At 39.5% G+C, this 19,641-nt stretch carries 15 protein-coding genes and 1 pseudogene; 14 read left to right on the top strand and 2 right to left on the bottom strand.

What is annotated here, in order from left to right; translation table 11 throughout:
• Positions 1 to 106 precede the first annotated feature (106 nt).
• Positions 107 to 721 (top strand): histidine phosphatase family protein, encoded by a 615-nt coding sequence (locus tag LKD48_RS15005; protein ID WP_308732470.1) that lies wholly within the window; start codon positions 107 to 109, stop codon positions 719 to 721.
• A 39-nt stretch (positions 722 to 760) separates the two neighbouring features.
• On the opposite strand, the gene LKD48_RS15000 is transcribed toward LKD48_RS15005, so the two are convergent.
• Positions 761 to 1,420 carry a YkgJ family cysteine cluster protein gene (locus LKD48_RS15000; RefSeq protein WP_308732469.1) on the bottom strand — a complete coding sequence of 220 codons (660 nt, stop codon included), beginning with the start codon at positions 1,418 to 1,420 and terminating at the stop codon, positions 761 to 763.
• A gap of 165 nt (positions 1,421 to 1,585) precedes the next feature.
• On the opposite strand from LKD48_RS15000, the gene LKD48_RS14995 reads away from it, so the two are divergent.
• The 6 genes from LKD48_RS14995 to LKD48_RS14970 all read left to right on the top strand — a co-directional run bounded on the left by LKD48_RS14995 (position 1,586) and on the right by LKD48_RS14970 (position 9,286).
• The gene (locus LKD48_RS14995) at positions 1,586 to 1,840 is read left to right on the top strand and encodes a hypothetical protein (protein ID WP_308732468.1); all 255 of its coding nucleotides are present in this window, start codon (positions 1,586 to 1,588) and stop codon (positions 1,838 to 1,840) included.
• A gap of 108 nt (positions 1,841 to 1,948) precedes the next feature.
• Entirely contained in the window at positions 1,949 to 3,091 is a 1,143-nt protein-coding gene (locus LKD48_RS14990) for a hypothetical protein (protein ID WP_308732467.1), read from the top strand.
• A gap of 76 nt (positions 3,092 to 3,167) precedes the next feature.
• Positions 3,168 to 4,307 (top strand): HipA domain-containing protein, encoded by a 1,140-nt coding sequence (locus tag LKD48_RS14985; RefSeq protein WP_308732466.1) that lies wholly within the window; start codon positions 3,168 to 3,170, stop codon positions 4,305 to 4,307.
• A 212-nt stretch (positions 4,308 to 4,519) separates the two neighbouring features.
• Positions 4,520 to 4,912 carry a metallopeptidase family protein gene (locus tag LKD48_RS14980; protein ID WP_066563615.1) on the top strand — a complete coding sequence of 131 codons (393 nt, stop codon included), beginning with the start codon at positions 4,520 to 4,522 and terminating at the stop codon, positions 4,910 to 4,912.
• Positions 4,909 to 6,666 carry a M3 family oligoendopeptidase gene (locus LKD48_RS14975; protein ID WP_308732465.1) on the top strand — a complete coding sequence of 586 codons (1,758 nt, stop codon included), beginning with the start codon at positions 4,909 to 4,911 and terminating at the stop codon, positions 6,664 to 6,666. Before LKD48_RS14980 ends, LKD48_RS14975 begins: the two co-directional genes overlap by 4 nt.
• Positions 6,667 to 7,303: 637 nt before the next feature.
• Positions 7,304 to 9,286 (top strand): LTA synthase family protein, encoded by a 1,983-nt coding sequence (locus LKD48_RS14970; protein WP_308732464.1) that lies wholly within the window; start codon positions 7,304 to 7,306, stop codon positions 9,284 to 9,286.
• A 13-nt stretch (positions 9,287 to 9,299) separates the two neighbouring features.
• Here LKD48_RS14970 and spoIIID read toward each other — a convergent pair.
• A pseudogene (gene spoIIID, locus LKD48_RS14965) lies at positions 9,300 to 9,542 on the bottom strand (sporulation transcriptional regulator SpoIIID); the annotation flags it as partial.
• Positions 9,543 to 9,656: 114 nt separating this feature from the next.
• Here spoIIID and LKD48_RS14960 point away from each other — a divergent pair.
• The 7 genes from LKD48_RS14960 to LKD48_RS14930 all read left to right on the top strand — a co-directional run bounded on the left by LKD48_RS14960 (position 9,657) and on the right by LKD48_RS14930 (position 18,270).
• A complete protein-coding gene (locus LKD48_RS14960) occupies positions 9,657 to 10,421 on the top strand; it encodes a copper homeostasis protein CutC (protein WP_308732463.1) in 765 nt (254 codons plus the stop codon).
• A gap of 431 nt (positions 10,422 to 10,852) precedes the next feature.
• Complete coding sequence (gene mreB, locus LKD48_RS14955) at positions 10,853 to 11,851, top strand: rod shape-determining protein (RefSeq protein ID WP_262537890.1); 999 nt, start codon at positions 10,853 to 10,855, stop codon at positions 11,849 to 11,851.
• Between the two features lie 106 nt (positions 11,852 to 11,957).
• The gene (recD2, locus tag LKD48_RS14950; RefSeq protein ID WP_308732462.1) at positions 11,958 to 14,174 is read left to right on the top strand and encodes an SF1B family DNA helicase RecD2; all 2,217 of its coding nucleotides are present in this window, start codon (positions 11,958 to 11,960) and stop codon (positions 14,172 to 14,174) included.
• On the top strand, positions 14,161 to 14,877 hold the full coding sequence (locus LKD48_RS14945) for a ComF family protein (protein ID WP_308732461.1): 717 nt from the start codon (positions 14,161 to 14,163) through the stop codon (positions 14,875 to 14,877). Before recD2 ends, LKD48_RS14945 begins: the two co-directional genes overlap by 14 nt.
• A gap of 321 nt (positions 14,878 to 15,198) precedes the next feature.
• A complete protein-coding gene (locus LKD48_RS14940; RefSeq protein ID WP_118616035.1) occupies positions 15,199 to 16,893 on the top strand; it encodes a HAMP domain-containing sensor histidine kinase in 1,695 nt (564 codons plus the stop codon).
• Between the two features lies 1 nt (position 16,894).
• Positions 16,895 to 17,584 carry a response regulator transcription factor gene (locus LKD48_RS14935; RefSeq protein WP_118616033.1) on the top strand — a complete coding sequence of 230 codons (690 nt, stop codon included), beginning with the start codon at positions 16,895 to 16,897 and terminating at the stop codon, positions 17,582 to 17,584.
• Positions 17,585 to 17,613: 29 nt separating this feature from the next.
• A complete protein-coding gene (locus LKD48_RS14930; protein ID WP_334303540.1) occupies positions 17,614 to 18,270 on the top strand; it encodes an HAD-IA family hydrolase in 657 nt (218 codons plus the stop codon).
• Positions 18,271 to 19,641: the final 1,371 nt, after the last annotated feature.

Genomic DNA, 19,641 nt, shown 5'->3' with positions numbered 1-19,641 from the left:
ATATGGCGAGGTAACCACATGAGCAAAATAGAAGCATCGAAGATGCGATTTTGCGAATGGGGTTCTGAATAGTTACGGAAATTTTACGAAAATGAGAGGATAAACAATGCTTTTATATTTTATCAGACATGGACAGACAGACTGGAATAAAGACATGAGAATGCAGGGACAGTCCGATATTCCACTTAATGAAAATGGACGCGAATCTGCAATTGAGGCTGGAAAAACACTGGCAAATACCCATATTGACCTTGCCTTTTCAAGCCCATTAAAGCGTGCAAAGGAAACGGCAGAGCTTGTATTGGCAGGAAGAGATATTCCTATTATTGAGGATAAAAGAATTGAAGAAATTTGTTTTGGTATTTGTGAAGGCATGAGAGGAAGAGATGAAAATGGGCAGCCGGTTGGATGCTTTGCTGAGTTCTTTGCACATCCAGAGCAGTATCAGGCACCAGAAAACGGTGAGGATGCGAAAATGCTCTGCGCGCGTACATGGAACTTCCTTGAAGATATCACAACAAGAGAAGAGCTTCAGGACAAATCTATTTTAATTGCAACACATGGTGCAGCTTTGCAGTCAATGATGTTGTGGGTGAACAAACAGCCAATTTGTGATTTTTGGAAGAGTGGTCTTAAGAAAAACTGTTCCGTAACAAAGGTGGAAGTAAAAGATGGTCAGATTAAGGTACTAGAAGAGGGAGAAAAACAGTATACAGCATAAGAAAAAGTCTTCTGTCGATTGTGACAGGAGACTTTTTCCTTATAAAAATAATTTTTTTGCATCATTTAGGCGCATATAGAATTGATCATAAAAATCAGATCCATCCTGATATGGTGTAAGGTAAAAGACTTTTAAAATATAGGAATGAAGCGTTTTTATTAGTTCTGGCGATAATCCTTGTGATGCCTTGGCAAGATCCTTTAAAAAGTAGTGCCAGTCACAGACAAATTGCTCATAGCGCTTTAACTCTGGAATATTAATCCACTGGCGTACCTTTACCTTAGCTAAGTGTTCTTTTTTACATTGTCCTGTCTGTAAAAAGTAGGAAAATCCAGTGCCGTCATAGACGCGTCCCAGAGGAAACAGGCGGCAAAAGCCAGGGCGAAACATATGAATAGAGCAGCGCCCAGCTTCATTTAAAAAAGAACACTGATCCTTATCAGAAGTCATGGCAATTGCAGGTAAAACAATTCCATCAACAGGAGTCAATTGCAGCTGACCATTAAAAAGAGCAGCCGCAGGAACATGCAGTCCCTGAGACATCTGGTAAACATCAAATGGGTCTAATAAGATCGAATTGCCCATATGACAGCAGCATTCATGGCAGCCATCGCAGCCAAGACTGTCAGCACGCACCATATCAGAGGACGAGTAAAGTTTACCGTTCGAAATTTCATCCATAGAAACAGATCGAAGCATAATATTAAAATCCTTTTCATTTATTTCCTTAATAGTACAACAAAACAGGCGAAAAATCCATCATTTCTGTAAGAAAAATGTAAAGTTAATATCCTTGCAAATTAAAAAAAGTCTGATATATTAAAAGTAACAAGTGTTGTGTAAAAATAAGAGGAGGTTAAAAATATGTTATCAGTATTTATTTTGGCGATTTTAATAATTGCACTATTAGCATTTTTGTGGTATGGGTGGAAGAATCATAAATTCGGTGAACATTACGGAATCTACTGGATAGCGAGTGGATTGGCGATTGTTTTATTAGTGATTCATGTTTTCAAGAGAGAGCAATATCAGAATCTTATGCCTATTGTAGCAGGTGATGTGATTATAATATTGACATTTGTTATGGCAGGAATTATTGGATATAAGCAGAAGAGTTAATATTCGCGAGAAATCCATTCGGAACGGTACCCTTTGTTGATCTGGTAAATTTTAGAAGCGATTTTTAAGGTTTAAGGAAAGTGGTTAATGAGAAAGGAGTAAATGCAAATGAATACATTTATTGTAGAGGCGGAGAATTATAAAACGTTGCAAACAGAAAATGTTAACATTTCTGAATATGGTATAACACCAGATTCTGTCTATTCTATAAAATTTGAAAAAGGACAGGATGATACTTTGATGCCACAGTATCAGGTGCGTTATCCAACACATGAAGAGATAGCAGATGAGCTTTGGAACTGGTTAGAAGAATATGGCTGTTTGGAGCCATATCAAAAGGTCCAACAGTATTATGAGGACTATCAGGCAATGTATCCGGCATATAATCAAGGTGAACTTTATTGTTATCCGGGAAAAGTGGCATATTTATCTTATTATGGGGATGAAATTGTGATCATACAGAACAATATGGAATTTTCATATTCAGGTCCTGCAATTTATTCAAAAGAGGAGTTACCACAGGAACTTAAAAATATATATCGCTATGCAAGCTACCAATATGGCGATTATTCATTAAGCAAAAATTTGGAAAAGATTGATCTGGAAGGCTGCAGTCGAGCGGAAGCAGCAGATTACTGCAATGCAATTATGGAGCAGTATGGATATGAGTTTGCATCTGTTGATGTATATACAATAATATATGAGCACATTCAGGAAATTGTAAATGATCCGCGATATAAGGAATGGTGTCTTGCACCAGGATATGATCCAGTTAATCAAACAGGCGGCGAATGGAGAGAAGGAGATGATGCCTATCTGATTGTATACAGAGATTTGTCTTGGAATAACCAACCGGTTCAAGTATCGGAGTATGCTAGTTGCAATTATGCCATTTATAGTCCGAGATATGGACTTATTGATATGTTAATCCAATATCCTCCAGAATATATTGGAGAAACGCAGTGTACTATTATTTCTGAGGAAGAGGCCTTAAAAAAGGCAAAAATTAAATTTAAGAAAGATTTTGAAGACGTAGAGACGATGCAAGTTCTTTCCAGCGAAGTGGTATATAGTTTAGATTCTGACAGTGGAACTAACACCGTATATGAATATGGAGATGAGAGGGAAGGAACATTTTCACCATATTGGAAAGTGACATTTTCAATGGCATCAATGTTCTCTGATGTTAGTGATAAAAGCGCAGAGCAGGAACAGCCAGTGGTGGATATACTTGTTCCAGCGATTAAGTGATATAATATTGTGCTTGTATAAATTTGTTTTGTGCAGTACTATGAAGAAAATAATTAGAAAAAGGAGCAGCAGTGCTATGGAATATATTTTAATGCACCGCACAAAAGAGATAGCGCGAATTGAGCTTGATGAGTTTTCAAATATCGCTTCGATTTATGAGGTGTATGATAGCAAGCATCTTCCAGTGGGAACTGTACAAAAAGAAGTAGTAAACAAGAGGGCATTGGCGAAATGGTGGTCAGGAAGATCAATTCCAGCAAGCAGGCAAGGTTTAAAAGAAGCATTGCAGGAGCTTGGAATGACAGTATCTCAGGAGCTTCTTGATAAATGCTATGGACTTAGTCTTTCTGATCAGTATTGGATTTTACCTAAAGGTGAACGAATTACATGGGAAGCAATTAACTTTTTTGATCATTCTTTTTCAGAGGATGTTGGAAATCTTCTGTTTGGTCATGGCAGTGCATCTACGAGTATGAGTCTTGTATCTCCTGATAATACTTCAGATGGACAATTGATGAAAAAATGGAAGATTGCAGATGGAAAGCGTATTCTAATGAAAGGTTCAAGTAAGCCATATTATCAGGAGGCTCTTTGCGAAGTGATTGCATCTCGTATCGCAAGTCGTCTTGGAATTAATCATGTGGAATATTCAGTGGTTTGGGAAAATGAGGAACCTTTTAGTCTTTGTGAGGATTTTATTACAAGGGATACTGAATTAATTTCTGCCAGCCATATTATGAATGCATTTAAAAAGCCAAATAATTTGTCAGAATACGAATATTATATTCAGTGCGCAGAGAAGCTAGGCGTGGTGAATATACGAAAAGAAGTAGAAAAAATGATTGTATTGGACTTTATTATTGCAAATGAAGACCGGCATTTCAATAATTTTGGATTAGTAAGAAACGCAGTTACGCTAGAATGGATTGGGGCAGCGCCGATATTCGACTGTGGAACGTCACTTTGGTATAACACACAGGAATCACGTATAAAACCACTAGCACCGTCATTGCAGGGAAAGCCATTTAAGAAAACGCATGCAGAGCAAATTCATCTGGTCAAGGATTTTTCGTGGATAGATCTAAGTGCACTTGATGGGTTTGAAGAAGAGGCAGATGCAATTTTTGCCCAGTCTGAGTACCTGTCAGATGCGAGAAGAAATATTCTTGTAAATGCGATTCGAGAGCGAATTAACTTGATTGGAGAACTAATTTAAAGCGAATAAAAAGAGCAAAGAGAGACACTTCGACAAATTTGTTGTTAGTGTCTTTTTGCTGTTAATAAAAAAATGCAAAGTCACTTCGTCGAGGCGCGTTTGTTGTATACCGGGTAGCCATGGCAGCATATACCCCTTGCTTAATTTCCACATCTGCGGTAAGATAAATCTGTAATGATGTAAAGCACAGAGTACAGAAAGGAAAGACTGCCATGGAGTATGACAGATTTCAGGAAATCCTGCAGGAAGAGGCAGAAAAGATACCGGAAAAGTTCTATGAGGGACTTAACGGTGGTGTAATCATCTCAGAAGAGACAAAGCTAAGCCCCTATGCGCAGAACAATGATTTGTACATTGCAGGCCAATATCTGCACAGCTACCAGATGGGAAAACAGATCGTAATTTATTATGGAAGTATGATGCGTTTATTCGGCTATCTTGACGATGAAGGAATGCGCCGTGAGATTGCACGTGTGCTGCGTCATGAATTAAAGCACCACATAGAAGGGCGTGCTGGTATTCGTTCTCTTGAAAAATGGGACGAAGAGCAGATTGCAGCTTATCTGCAGAGAGGGCTTTGTGCGGAAAGGAAAAGGGAAAAATGAATCAGGAATGGTCATTGGACGTACTGTATCACGGATATGAGGATCCGAAGTTTGACGAAGACATGAAAAAATTTGAGAGTGAGGTTGCTGGAATGAAGGAAAAAATCGAAGCAGCCAAAAAACTCGACCCAGTAAAGGGACTGGAAACATGTCTTATGGTAAAAGAAGAAATGGCAGCATTAGGAAGCCGTCTTGGTGAGTTTATTTCATTGAAGGCATCTGTTAATACGTCAGATAGTAAAACAAATGATATGGGAGCACGTTATGACCGTATCGCAGCAAATCAGACAGCAGCAAACGTTGCATTTTGCAAGTATGTAGCTTCAATTGAAAATCTTGATCAGGTGATTGCACAGAGCAGTTTGCTTACAGAGTATAATTATTATCTGACAGAGATAAAGAAAGACGCAGCTCATATGTTATCAGATGATATGGAAGATCTGATTGCACATATGGATATCACAGGCGGCGGTGCATGGGGCAAGCTGTTTGACTATTTGACATCTACATTAAAGGTAGATTATGAGGGAGAGGTTATTACTCTTCCGGCAGTCAGAAATCTGGCAACAAGTGAGGATAAGGAAGTAAGAAAGAAGGCATATGAGGCTGAGCTTGCAAGCTATGATAAAATTGCAGACTCTATTGCATTTGCACTTAATAATATCAAGGGACAGGTATCCATGTTAAGCGAAAAGAAGGGATATGAGAGTCCTCTAGCTATGACACTTGAACAGTGCCGTATGAAAAAGGAAACTCTTGATGCAATGTTCACTGCAATGCGCGAGTATCTGCCAAAGTTCTGGGAATATTTAAAGGCAAAGGCAAAATATTTAGGATACGAAGGCGGATTGCCGTGGTATGAGATGTTTGCACCTGTTGGAAAGATGGATTCTAATTATACTGCAGAAACTGCAAGAGATACGCTTGTAGAAAACTTCAGCCATTTTTCAAAAGAATTGTCAGATATGATGGCACGCGCTTTCGCAGAGAGCTGGATCGATTTTTATCCTCATGAGGGAAAGGTAGGCGGTGCATTCTGCGCTAATGTGACAACCGAAAAGCAGAGCCGTATTTTGACTAATTTCAATGGTTCATTTGATTCTGTTGTAACACTTGCACATGAGCTTGGCCATGCTTTCCACAATAAGCAGATATTTGAGAACCGTATCTTAAATCAGGATTACTCTATGCCAGTTGCAGAGACAGCTTCTACTTTTAATGAGACACACTTTATGCTGAGTGCATATAAAAAGTCAAATGATCCACAGGAAAAGCTTGCTATTCTGGAAAATTTGCTGTCCGGAACAACTCAGATTATCTGTGACATTTATTCCAGATTTTTATTTGAGGATGCAGTATTCCATAAATGTGAAGCGCAGTTTTTGATGACAAATGACTTAAAGGAGATTATGCTTGATGCTCAGAAGCAGGCATATGGAGATGGTCTTGATCAGACAAAGCTTCATCCATATATGTGGACTTGCAAGGGTCATTATTATTCATCAGGATTAAGCTACTACAACTTCCCATATGCATTTGGTGGTTTATTTGCAATGGGTCTGTACACACAGTTTTTAAATGAGGGAGATAGTTTTGTTCCGAAATACAATGCACTGCTAAAAGCAACTGCGACATGTTCCGTAGAGGACACAGCAAAAATGGCAGGAATAGATCTGACAAAGCCAGATTTCTGGAGAAGCAGCCTTCAGACATTTGCAAATCTGATTGATGAATATGTAGCATTGATCGGGTGAAAAATGCTCGGTTCGTACTTTTCCCTGCAATTTCGCATGGCTCTGAATAGTTAATAAATTATTTATTTTTAATAAGGGTTTGGTAAGAATTCGTAAGATTTCTTTAAGATGATGGTCAAAATTTGGACACAAATAACATGTATTATATAGACAAAGCTTAGATGAAAGCTTTTGAAACAGTCGGCCATAGATGCATTATGAGTAAGTGCATTGGCTGTGAATTAGAGAAATCCACAGGCAGACAAAACATCAAGCCGGGTGAGTTACCGGCAGCCCTCCCCCTTTTTTAGTACCCTGGCGAAAGCCAGGGTATTTTTTTATGTAAAAGTTCACGCGTCATGCTAGATCTGGACAAATTTCATGCTTGCATGAAAATTTGTCAGATCAGCAGGACGAAGTGGACGCCCGTTAATGAACAAAACAAAGCTGCGAGCAAACTTAGTTTGCGATTAGCAGCGACGCACGGAACGTGCGGTTTTGTGAATGGGCGTCCCGTGAACAGTGGTGAAACCATTCACCGAAGGGCTTTTATAATTCTGACTATTGTTCACTTTACATTCATCTCTATTTGTGCTAAAGTAATCAATGATTTTTATTGATTGCCTGTGAAGACTCAGGCGGAAGGAGAAAGAAAGGAATGAGTTTTAAGGAAAAGGCCGTTTCATGGCGGCAGGAGGTACATATCGGCAAGACAAAACCACGTCTGATCAAGGCGGCAATATTGTTGCTTTGCTTTGGCATTCTGATTGGCATGGCCTGGTATTACAGTGAATTTTCTGCGAAAGATTGTGCAATTCTTGCAGGTATTTGTGTGCTCACTATCGCCATATATATGATTGATATGCCGGTGCATCCAGTGATCCGCATTCTATTTGCACTTGTCATCCCGTTAGGCTGTTTTTACACATTTGAGACGCTGACTCATCAGATGAGTACCATGATTGAGCTGGCAAAGCGGCTTAATATTGCATTTTACTATTGGTTATTTTTATTTGTGTTCTTTATAGCTGGGCGAACTAGCATTTCAATGGCCATCTGTGTGGCAGCAATTGCCATTATTGGTGTTGGCAACTATTTTGTTGTGATGTTTCGTTCAAATCCTATTGTTCCATGGGATATATATTCCTTTGAAACAGCAATGAGTGTGGCAGACAACTACGTCTTTTCAGTAGATTGGGCGCTTGCAGAGCACATCGCAATGTTTATTTTAATGTTAATTGTCGGTGTGAGAACCAATATTCGTCTGAATAAAAAAATTCTGCGTCCGATTCTTACTGTGGCTATGTGTATTCCGGCTTATTTTTATATTTCATATTTATGGCAGGATAATTTAGAGAGAAATACAGGATTAAATGATACTTTGTTTAATGCAAAGTATATGCACAGTAAGGATGGCTTTTTTGTGTCATTCATTTTGGACATCCATTTTCTTCAGATTGAAGAGCCAAAAAATTACTCAGATGAGTATGCATTATCTCTACTAAATGAACAGAAAGTGGAAAAAGTGGAGACACCAGAAGAACTGCCAGATATCATTGCCATCATGGATGAGACATTTTCAGATCCGGCAGTGCTTGGTGAGTTTGAGACAAACAAAGATTATATGCCGTTTGTCCATAGCATCTTAAGAGGTGAAGTAGCCAATACAATCAGTGGTTATGCTGATGTTTCTGTTCTTGGAGGAAATACAGCAAACTCTGAGTTTGAATTTTTAACTGGAAATTCCATGGCATTTTTCCCAAATGGATCAGTTCCATATTTACAGTATATACGTGATGGTATCAGCACAATTGTTCCTCAGTTAGAGGAGTATGGTTATACGACATATGGTACACATCCATACCGCGCAAAGGGATGGAATCGTGAGTTTATATATGATCTTATGGGCTTTGACTATCGTTATTTCCAGGGAAGCTTTCCATTTGAGGACAAGCTTCGCAACTATGTTTCTGATGAAGCTGATTTTAAGAGTATTTTAGAGTGGCGCAACAACACAGAAGGACCATTCTTTATGTTTAATGTTACTATGCAGAATCACAGCAACTATGGCGGTGATTTTGATAACTTTGATCCGCAGATTGTTGCTAAGTTTAAGAATACATCTTCAAATAAATATCTGAACAAATATTTGTCTTTGATGTACGAAACAGATCAGGATGTTGCATCACTTTTAAGTGAATTATCTCAGTCAGATAGAAAGACTATTGTTGTGTTCTGGGGCGATCATCAGCCAAATGATTATGTGGTTCGTCCAATTTACAAAGAGTATGGTCTTGATTTTGACAATCAGACATACGAACAACAGCAGCAGCGTCAGAAGACTCCATTTTTCATCTGGGCAAACTATGATATTCAAGAGCAGACAAATGTAGAGATCAGCTTGAATTACCTGAATATTCTGCTGTTTGAGACTGCTGGATTACAGCTCGATGAATATCAGACATTCCGTAAAAATCTGTGGCAGGGTCAAATTCCAATGATGAATGCAGTCGGCTATCGAAATGATGACGGCGATCTGGTGGAGTACGACGATGCACCTGAGGAAATTCAGAATCTTTTGAATGAGTATCAGAATATTCAGTATTACCGCATGGAGCGTGAATATTCGAAGAAAAAGTGACGTCCTGTGTGTGGTGGCGGTATTTTTCACGTGTTGCCATTCCACCACGTATATGACGCTCAGATTTATTGATATCGAGAATAATCCGTGTCTGGAAAGCCAGGCGCGGATTTATTTGTATCAAACGCTGTGTGACATCCTTGTGAACTGTTGATTTGCTGACACCAAACTGTCTGGCTGTCTGGCGAACCGTGGCGCCGTTGTCAACAATGTACTGTGCAATGTGAATGGCGCGTTCCTCTATGTAATCTCTCATAAAACCCTCAAAAAAATATTTGTTTTTACAATGTATGCATAGGCAAATGAGAATAGAAATGCTATAATGGAAAAATGGGAGATCATTCTAAATAATAGAAAGAGAGGGAATACAATGGAAAAAGAAAAAACAGTTCTCGAGGTATGTACAGACAGCATAGAGTCTGCAATTGCAGCCAAAAAGGGAGGCGCAGATCGTATTGAGCTATGCAGCAATCTGATCATAGGAGGAACGACACCAGATACGAAAATGTATCGTATCATTCAAAATGAGGCTGGGATTCCGGCGCGCATTTTAATTCGTCCAAGATTTGGCGATTTTTGCTACAGCAAATATGAAAAGGAACTGATTCTGGAACAAATTCAGGCGTTTCGCGAGGAAGGCGCACAGGGCGTTGTTATCGGTGCACTGCTGCCAGATGGAAGTTTTGATCTGGAGTTTATGGAAGAATGTATGAAGGCGGCTGGAAAGTGTAAGGTGACATGTCATCGTGCATTTGATATGTGCAGAGATCCATTTGAGGCACTTGAGGCACTGATTCATCTTGGTGTGGACACATTGTTAACGTCTGGACAAGAGCCATCAGCGCTAGCAGGAGCAAATTGTCTTGAAGCACTTGCAGCAAAAGCAGAGGGAAGAATCCATATTTTGGCAGGAGCAGGTGTGTCAGATTATGTAATAAAGCCATTATATGAAAAGGGAATCAGACATTTCCATCTTTCAGCAAAGATAGAGCTTGAGAGTGCAATGAAGTATCGAAATACAAGAGTAAGCATGGGTCTTCCGGGAATGAGTGAGTATATGATCTGGCAGACAGATGATAAGAAGGTAAGAAGTGCACGTATGGTGCTTGATGCATGCAGCGGCAAAGAGGCATAAGAAGCTTAATATGTGTGCATATTTGAAAGACGGCATTAGAAAAGGCCCGGCAAATCATTGAAATGCCGGACCCTGTATAGGGACAATCACAAGTCTCTTGTCTTTTGAGGGGGGCCCGGTGCCTTGCAGCACCGGGTATGAGTATGAAAAAGCTTTCAAGTGATGGGGAATCGACTTGAAGTACTTTTTAAGTACAGTTATAATGTATCTCAAAAATGTGACAGAAGTTTGTACGAAATCTGAATAAAGAAGAAAAAAAATTAAGGAATTATGAAACAAAAGAAGAACCAAACAAGCCTTAATAAATTCGTAAGAAGTATTTTTTGGGAAAATCGAAAAAAATACTTTCCCTTTTTCAAGATATTGTATATAATGATACTTGTGTAGGCATTTATCCGGGGGATACTTGTCTTGGGAAAGGAGTTTTAACCATGGCATTTGGCGTGTCAACTGATATAGGAATTGATTTGGGAACTGCCAGTATTCTGGTATATATAAAGGGGAAGGGCGTCGTCTTAAAGGAGCCCTCCGTTGTAGCATATGACCGCAATACCAACGAGATAAAAGCGATTGGTGAAGAGGCACGTATGATGATTGGACGAACCCCTGGAAATATCGTTGCAATCCGTCCGCTTAAGCAGGGCGTAATTGCTGACTATACGATTACGGAAAAGATGATCCGATACTTTATTCAAAAGGCAATCGGAAAGAGAACATTTAGAAAACCGCGCATTTGTGTCTGCGTACCGAGCCAGATTACGGAAGTAGAGAGGAAAGCTGTAGAGGATGCAACCTTTAATGCAGGTGCAAGAGAGGTTTATCTTGTTGAGGAGCCACTTGCAGCAGCAATAGGTGCAGGCATCGATATCACAAAGCCTTGTGGAAACATGATTGTTGATATTGGAGGCGGAACTACAGATGTGGCTGTAATTTCACTCGCAGGAACTGTTGTCAGTGAATCTATAAAGGTAGCTGGTGATGATTTCAATGAGGCAATTGTACGCTACATGAGAAAGAAGCATAATCTTTTAATTGGCGAGCGCACAGGTGAGGAAATCAAGATTAAGATTGGTACCTGTTATCCGCGCCAGGAAGAGCTTGCAATTGATGTAAGAGGCCGCAATCTTGTAACTGGTCTTCCAAAGACAGTTACGATTACATCAGAGGAGACTCTTGAGGCACTTTCTGAGTCAGCAAATCAGATCGTAGAGGCTGTACATATGGTACTTGAAAAGACACCTCCGGAGTTAGCAGCTGATATTTCCGATCGTGGTATTGTACTTACGGGCGGCGGCGCGTTGCTGACAGGACTTGAGCAGCTTCTTGAGGAACGTCTTGGAATCACGACGATGACAGCTGAAGAACCAACTACTTGCGTGGCAGTTGGAACTGGAAAATATATGGAAGTTATGAACTCGATAAGAGATTAATAAGTTAGTAGGTAATATAGTGAGACAGACCGGCAAAAGAGGGCGAAAAGCAACATCTTTGCCGGTTCGTTTTGTTCATGCAGGAAAACTATGTAAGGGTGAGAAAATGGTAGAGTTACAGGGATATATAGACCGGATTGTCTTTCGCAATGAAGAAAACGGTTACTCGGTACTTTGTATGAAGGAGGGAAACAAGGAGGAGTTTCTTGTTGGCGTTTTTCCTGATGTGTCCGAGGGAGAATATTTAACTGCGCGCGGGGAGATGAATGTCCATCCGATTTATGGAAAACAGCTTCGTGTTCAGGAGTATGAATTTACCGCGCCGAGTGACGCAGCTTCGACATTAAAATATTTAAGTTCCGGTGCAATAAAGGGAATTGGAGAGGCGTTAGCGACAAGAATTGTTAAAAAGTTTGGTGATGATACATTTCGCATTATGGAGGAGGAACCGGAGCGTTTGGCAGAGGTGAAGGGAATCAGCATGAGAAAGGCGCTAGAAATTTCAGGTGCCGTTGCAGGAAAGAGGGATCTTCGTCAGGCAATGTTGTTTTTGCAGCAATATGGCATCACTCAGAACCTTGGCATGAAAATATACAATTTTTATCAAGGCCGTTTGTATCAGGTGATTCGTGAAAATCCTTATAAGCTTGCAGATGACATTGACGGTGTAGGATTTCGTATTGCAGATGAGATAGCATCGAAAGCTGGAATTTTGCCAGATTCTGATTTTCGTATCAGGAGTGGAATTTTGTATGTGCTTGAACAGGCAACAGGACAGGGACACACATGTCTTCCGATGGATCAGCTGATGCAGGAGGCTAGACGGCTGCTTGGTGTGGAGATTGATTCTATGAATGACCGCATCATGGATCTGATCATGGATAAGAAAATTGTCGTGAAGACAAAAGAAGACATTCAGATGGTGTATTCCTCTGTCAGCTATTATACAGAGCTGACGATTGCACAGATGCTTAAGGATTTGAATATAAAAGATACGATTACATCTGATGAGATTTCGGCAAAGATCAAGGCAATTGAAACAGAGCAGGATATTGCACTTGATGATCGCCAGCGCCTTGCCGTATCGGAAGCAGTCAATAATGGTTTGACAATCATTACCGGAGGACCCGGAACAGGAAAGACAACAACGATACGAACAATTATTCGCTATTTTGAGAAGGAAGGTCTTGATATATTATTGGCTGCACCGACTGGACGCGCGGCAAAGCGCATGAAGGAGGCAACAGGATGTGAAGCAAAAACTGTGCATCGTCTTCTGGAGCTTTCTGGAATGGTGGGCGAGGGTGCAACATCATTTGGACGAAATGAAGATAATCCGCTTGAGACAGATGTTGTGATTATTGATGAGGTATCAATGGTTGATATCTTTTTAATGAAATCACTTCTTCGTGCACTAGTTCCTGGAATGCGTCTGATTCTTGTAGGTGATGTGAATCAGCTTCCAAGCGTAGGCCCTGGAAATGTACTGCGCGATATGATTTATTCAGATGCGTTTCCAGTTGTACGCCTTGAGAAAATTTTCAGACAGGCAGCGGAAAGTGACATCATTATGAATGCGCACAGAATTAATGCTGGAGAGATGGTGGAGCCAAGACCCGGAAGTCGCGATTTTCTTTTTATTAAGCGCGACAATCCAGGAAATATCATTGGCGCGACAATCACGCTTTTAAAGGACAAGCTTCCCAATTATGTAAACAGCAGTACACGTGATATTCAGGTATTGACACCAATGAGAAAAGGTCTTCTTGGCGTGGAACAGCTAAATGTTGCTTTGCAGGAAGCATTGAATCCGCCGGATCCTTCTAAGCAGGAGCTTACTGTTGGCAGTTTTATTCTGCGTGAGGGTGATAAAGTCATGCAGATCAAAAATAATTACCAGATGGAGTGGAAGGTGTTAAATAGTTATCGTATGCCGCTTGATGAGGGTGTCGGCGTATTCAATGGAGATATGGGAATTGTGAGGGAAATAAATTCCTATACGGAAAGGATTACAGTTGAGTTTGAGGAAGGACGCCGTGTTGAATATGAGTTTAAGCAGGCAGAGGAATTGGAACTAGCTTATGCCGTTACAATTCACAAATCACAGGGAAGTGAGTACCCGGCCGTGATTTTGCCGCTTCTTGGAGGACCAAGGATGTTAATGAACAGAAATCTGCTTTATACGGGAGTTACAAGAGCGAAAAGCTGTGTTTGCATTGTGGGAAGTGTGCACACTTTTCAGGAGATGATTGCAAATGAACAGGAGCAAAAACGTTACAGCGGATTAAAGGATCGGATAAAGGAGGTATATGAGCTGGCTTGATGAGTTGTTTTTTCCAAGGCGCTGTCCTGTGTGCAGAGACATTGTAAGCCCATGGGGAGAAATGATTTGTGATACCTGCAGAAAAAATTTTCATTTGGTAGCAGATAAGGGCTGTTTAAAATGTGGCCGTCTGCTGCTTAATGAAGAAAAGGAATATTGTGAGGATTGTATGAGAATGAAACGCTGCATTGTCCGCAGCCTGACTGGATATGATTACAGGCAGGAATGGGTTCACAAAATGATCTTTCATGTAAAGTATCATAATGAAAGACAGCTTCTTGACTACCCTTGCAGCGAGGCAGCTCATGAGTATCGAGATACTATTATGCGATGGCAGTGTGACTGCTTAATTCCCATTCCGCTTCATCCATCAAGACAAAAAAAGCGTGGTTTTAATCAGGCGGAGGAGATTGCTAGGCGAATAGGAGAAGATTGGTCACTTCCAATTGACACAAAAGTTCTAATTCGTGTCAAAAAGACACGTCCGCAAAAAGATCTCGACAGTGCGACGCGTCAGAAAAATCTTGAAGATGCATTTACAGCAGATAAAAAACGGGCACAGGCATACAAACGCGTGATACTTGTCGATGATATTTATACAACAGGAAGTACCATGGAATCATGTGCTAAAGCACTTCTCGCGGCGGGAGTACAGCAAGTCTACGGATTTGCACTCAGCTCAGGGAGGGATGGAGCATCATAGTTACAGTTCACACAATTATTAATACCTAAATGGCGGTGAGACGAGTTGATTTTACAAGGCGGAACGTTGTAGTGGGACTTTCAAAGTAACGTATGATGATAAGTAGTGTAACAGGTGCCCACGGAAAAGTGACGCCGACAAAACAATCGTCGAGCCGCCTTCGTAAACTGCCGCATTTTATATTTTTTTTAGAATCATTCGCTCATTTTTTAGATACGCATTAGGAAGAATCTGATATAATAAGCTTATGGCATCCAGTTATCGATAAAGCTCATAAATTTTGAGCAGACAAGCTGGTAAAACAAAAGAAAGGAGAGTGCCATGAAGCTGAAAAATAAGCTGATCATATCATTTTTAATGATTATGGCAATACCGTTGTTTTTATTTTGTGTATTTAGCGTTGTGTTAGTACGCTATCAGTTTGTAATCATTCAGAACAGCTATGGCGTGTCAGCAGAGCTTACGGATTTTTTTCCTAATAATAATAAATTATTTAGTCAGCTGATGAACAATGTACAGCTGAAATTGCAGGATGAAATAGAAGAAGACAGTCAGTTGCTGGAAGACAAAAAGATGCTGGAAAAGTACTGTGAGAAGGAGGCAGGAGAATTTATTAATGTAGTTGTTCTTAAGGATGAGGACATTTACTACAGCTATAAGCCTCTCAAGCAGGAAGAGATTGAGGCAATCGAAAGAGAGTCACAGGAAATAATAGATGCAGCCGATGATACTAGTACTGTATATCTGAGTAAGGAGAATACTATACTTGGAAAGGCAGCTGACAGCAAATTTGCAGATGGAAGCCGTGCACAGGTATATACACTTGTAAAGGTTAATCAGTGGCTTCCAGAGTTAAAGCAGCTTGTTGTTCAGTTTGTGCTGGCAATGATTTTTATCCTATTTTTGACGGCATGTATTTTCACAACATGGATTTACCGCTCAGTTGTACAACCTATTAAGGAGCTTCGCCTGGCCACTGAGAAAATTAAGTCAGGAAATCTTGATTTTTTGGTGACTGCTGCATCAAATGATGAGATGGGGCAGCTTTGTACAGATTTTGAGAAGATGAGACAGCGCCTTAAGGAAAGTGCAGAGGAGAAGATACGTTTTGACAACGAAAATCGTGAGCTGATTAGTAATATCTCGCATGATTTGAAAACACCTATCACATCTATCAAGGGATATGTGGAAGGAATCATGGATGGTGTTGCTGATACACCAGAAAAGATGGAACGTTATCTTAAAACTGTCTACAACAAGGCAAACGATATGCAGCGCCTTATTGATGAACTGACATTTTACTCAAAGATTGATACTAATCGCATTCCATACAATTTTAGAAAAATCAATGTCAGCGATTATTTTGGAGATTGTGCCGAAGAAGTTGGACTTGATCTTGGTGCAAAAAATATTGTATTCCAGTATGCCAATTATGTAGATGAACAAGTAATGGTTATTGCTGATCCAGAGCAGATTCGAAGAGTGGTCAATAACATCATAAGTAATTCATGCAAATACTTTGACAAGTCACAGTGCTTTATCAATATGCGAATAAAAGATGTCGGTGACTTTATTCAGGTTGAGATTGAGGATAATGGAAAAGGAATTGCGACAAAAGATATTCCATATATATTTGATCGTTTTTACCGCACTGATTCATCGCGTAATTCGGCAAAGGGAGGAAGTGGTATCGGCCTTTCTATTGTGCGCAAGATACTAGAGGATCATGGCGGAAAAGTTTGGGCTTCAAGTAAAGAAGGTACTGGAACAGTTGTGTACTTTGTTTTAAGAAAATATCAGGAAAATGTACAAAATGTAGAGTCAGCAGAGGCAGACGATACAGATGAAAAAACAAAAGAGGCTAAGACAAAGGAAACAAAAGTAAAAGAAGCCAAAACAAAAGAGCAAAAAGTGACGAAAGAAAGCGGTACAGGAAAGGTTGTATTTACACAGGATAATTCGTCAAAAAATTCAACGCATATAATGCAGATGCGCGGAAAAGAAAGGAAGGAATGACATGGCAAGTATATTAATAATAGAAGATGAAATTAGCATTGCAGAGTTAGAAAGAGATTATCTTGAGCTTTCTGGATTTGAGGTTGAGATTGAAACATCTGGTACTAGTGGACTTGAACGTGCACTCAAAGAAGATTTTAATCTGATCATTTTAGATCTGATGCTTCCAGGAATTGATGGATTTGATATCTGCAAGAAGATTCGTGAGCACAAGAATACACCTATTATAATGGTTTCAGCAAAGAAGGATGATATTGATAAGATAAGAGGTCTTGGTCTTGGTGCCGATGACTATATGACAAAGCCATTTAGCCCAAGTGAGCTTGTTGCAAGAGTAAAGGCACATATGGCACGTTATCAGAGATTAGTTGGCAGCAATGCACAGCAAAATGATATTGTGGAGATTAGAGGAATCAAGATTGACAAAACAGCGCGCCGTGTGTGGGTAAATGGTGAGGAAAAGGCATTTACAACAAAGGAATTTGATCTGTTGACGTTTCTTGCTGAAAATCCGAATCATGTTTTCACAAAAGATGAGCTGTTTCGTGAAATCTGGGATATGGCATCAATCGGTGATATTGCAACTGTAACTGTTCATATTAAGAAGATTCGCGAAAAGATTGAATATGATACCTCCAAGCCGCAGTATATTGAAACGATCTGGGGTGTAGGCTATCGCTTTAAGGTTTGATTTTATTACGATATTTTAAAGGAAAAGGAATAAGTATGAAAAAGTACATTTTATTTGATTTAGACGGTACGTTGACAGATCCGATGGAAGGAATCTGCAAATCAGCGGCAAGGGGACTGGCACATTTTGGGATTAAAGCTGATTACCATGATCTGACATTTTTTATCGGACCGCCGCTTTTAGATACGTATCGTGACAGGTATGGTATGAATGATGAGCAGGCAAGGGAAGCTGTTGCTGCTTTTCGTGAGTATTTTCAGCCGACTGGGATTTACGAAAATGAAATTTATCCGGGCATTGAAGAAATGCTAAAAGAACTTCAGGATAAAGGGTATTTTCTTGCGATGGCAACCTCAAAGCCAGAGGCGTTTGCTGATATTGTGCTGCGTCATTTTCATATCCGTGATTATATAAAGGTAATGGCCGGAGCTACGATGGATGAGGGAAGAACTAATAAGGCAGAGGTTTTAGCATATGCGCTGGAGCAGATGAATATTTCAGATTTGTCTGAGGCTGTCATGGTTGGTGATCGAAGCTATGACGTAAAGGGAGCACAGGCAATGGGAATTGACAGTGTAGGTGTTCTGTACGGATATGGAAGCCGTGAGGAATTAGAAGAAGCAGGTGCTACGAAGATTGCTAAGAGCGTAGAAGATTTAAAAAATATTCTTTTGAATTGGAAATAATTGAAAGAAAATGAAGCTACATTAAGTAGACGGAAACTAAGTTTAGAGAAGTATATAGGGCTTTGGTTCAAGGCATGGGCTGTAGAACCAAGGCTCTTTTTGTAACGATTCAGATTCAGAATAATGTAAAGTCGAGGTGTGGCTCTGAATTGCTGCTGGTAAATTTAAAAAGATTCAGTCAACAATGGAGTTGATACGCATCACAGCTAGTAAGTATTTTGAAACTGTTTAAATAATTCTATATAATTTACACAATTAAGAAAAGATAAAGAAAAACTTAAAAATATTTTTAAAAAGTACTTGACAAAATAGGAAGCGTAGGCTATAATGAAGTCACAACAAAGAAATAAACATCCAAAAAAAATAGGGAGGGAAACCCAGAAAAGGAGGTACGGTCCAAAGTACAATTAAGCTTCGTTTCATTACTTAATAAAAAATGATCAGATACATAATGATATCAAAACAAAATGATCAGTACAATAAAAGTAAATGAAACATAGGAAAAAAGATTCGGCACGGAATGGATTTTCAAATCTGCCAAAAGCAATCAAAGATTTCTTATTTGTGAAGAGAAAACAAATAAGAGGAACCCCAAAGAGAAAGAAAAGAATCGAAGGGAAGCCGATAGAAAAACGTGGTATTTGTATCTCGGAAACATGATGAGAGGTATTTGTATCACAGAATAGTCTATCTTATCAAAGAAATGCAGGCAGAAAAACAAAAATCAAAAAAGAAAAAGATGTTCTTGCAGGATGAATCAACAAACAACTAAATAGTAAAAGCAAAGCGGATAAGAAAAGGCGAAAGAACCAAAAAAGAAATCTTATTCCTAAACCTGAAAAGTTGACAGCCAAAGAAAGAGGTATTGTCCAATGGATAACGAGGTTTGAGAGCGGGTATCGAAGAAAAAGAATCGGTACCCGCTTTTTTGGTGTTTGGGAATAAAAGCGAAGATATTATTTCTTTGCTGCTTTCAAGCTGCAAAAAAATGAAAAAACTTGTTGACAAACTCTTTGAAGAGTGGTATTATAGTCAACGTCGCTGAAAACAACACAGACACAACAAAAACAATTCAGAAACAATAATGAGAATTGTAGCAATAACAAAAACAATTCAAAATCATTAAAAACAATGAATTGAAAAAAGTTGAAAAAAGTGCTTGACAAACGCAAGCAACTGTGATATATTATATGAGCTGTCGCTGAGACGGCAAAGAAAAAATCACAAAGAACCTTGATAATTGAACAGTATAACCAACCCTGAAGATTTCTTAAAAAGCCGGATCACGAAAGTGGTCAGGCGAGTGAAATTTTTAGCGTAGTATAAACTACAACCTATAAAAACAGTAAAGTCTTTTAAGTAAGACACACA

Source organism: Anthropogastromicrobium aceti, from assembly GCF_020687335.1.
Classification (GTDB): Bacteria; Bacillota; Clostridia; order Lachnospirales; family Lachnospiraceae; genus Anthropogastromicrobium; species Anthropogastromicrobium aceti.
This window is presented reverse-complemented; position numbering and strand designations above follow the sequence as displayed.

Bases quoted from the DNA above. Each gene is read 5' to 3' on its own strand.
- LKD48_RS15005 (WP_308732470.1), top strand. From the start codon at position 107: ATGCTTTTATATTTTATCAGACATGGACAGACAGACTGGAATAAAGAC.
- LKD48_RS14935 (WP_118616033.1), top strand. From the start codon at position 16,895: ATGGCAAGTATATTAATAATAGAAGATGAAATTAGCATTGCAGAGTTA.
- LKD48_RS14990 (WP_308732467.1), top strand. From the start codon at position 1,949: ATGAATACATTTATTGTAGAGGCGGAGAATTATAAAACGTTGCAAACA.
- LKD48_RS14945 (WP_308732461.1), top strand. From the start codon at position 14,161: ATGAGCTGGCTTGATGAGTTGTTTTTTCCAAGGCGCTGTCCTGTGTGC.
- LKD48_RS14980 (WP_066563615.1), top strand. From the start codon at position 4,520: ATGGAGTATGACAGATTTCAGGAAATCCTGCAGGAAGAGGCAGAAAAG.
- LKD48_RS15000 (WP_308732469.1), bottom strand. From the start codon at position 1,420: ATGCTTCGATCTGTTTCTATGGATGAAATTTCGAACGGTAAACTTTAC.
- LKD48_RS14975 (WP_308732465.1), top strand. From the start codon at position 4,909: ATGAATCAGGAATGGTCATTGGACGTACTGTATCACGGATATGAGGAT.
- mreB (WP_262537890.1), top strand. From the start codon at position 10,853: ATGGCATTTGGCGTGTCAACTGATATAGGAATTGATTTGGGAACTGCC.
- LKD48_RS14960 (WP_308732463.1), top strand. From the start codon at position 9,657: ATGGAAAAAGAAAAAACAGTTCTCGAGGTATGTACAGACAGCATAGAG.
- LKD48_RS14985 (WP_308732466.1), top strand. From the start codon at position 3,168: ATGGAATATATTTTAATGCACCGCACAAAAGAGATAGCGCGAATTGAG.
- LKD48_RS14970 (WP_308732464.1), top strand. From the start codon at position 7,304: ATGAGTTTTAAGGAAAAGGCCGTTTCATGGCGGCAGGAGGTACATATC.
- recD2 (WP_308732462.1), top strand. From the start codon at position 11,958: ATGGTAGAGTTACAGGGATATATAGACCGGATTGTCTTTCGCAATGAA.
- LKD48_RS14940 (WP_118616035.1), top strand. From the start codon at position 15,199: ATGAAGCTGAAAAATAAGCTGATCATATCATTTTTAATGATTATGGCA.
- LKD48_RS14995 (WP_308732468.1), top strand. From the start codon at position 1,586: ATGTTATCAGTATTTATTTTGGCGATTTTAATAATTGCACTATTAGCA.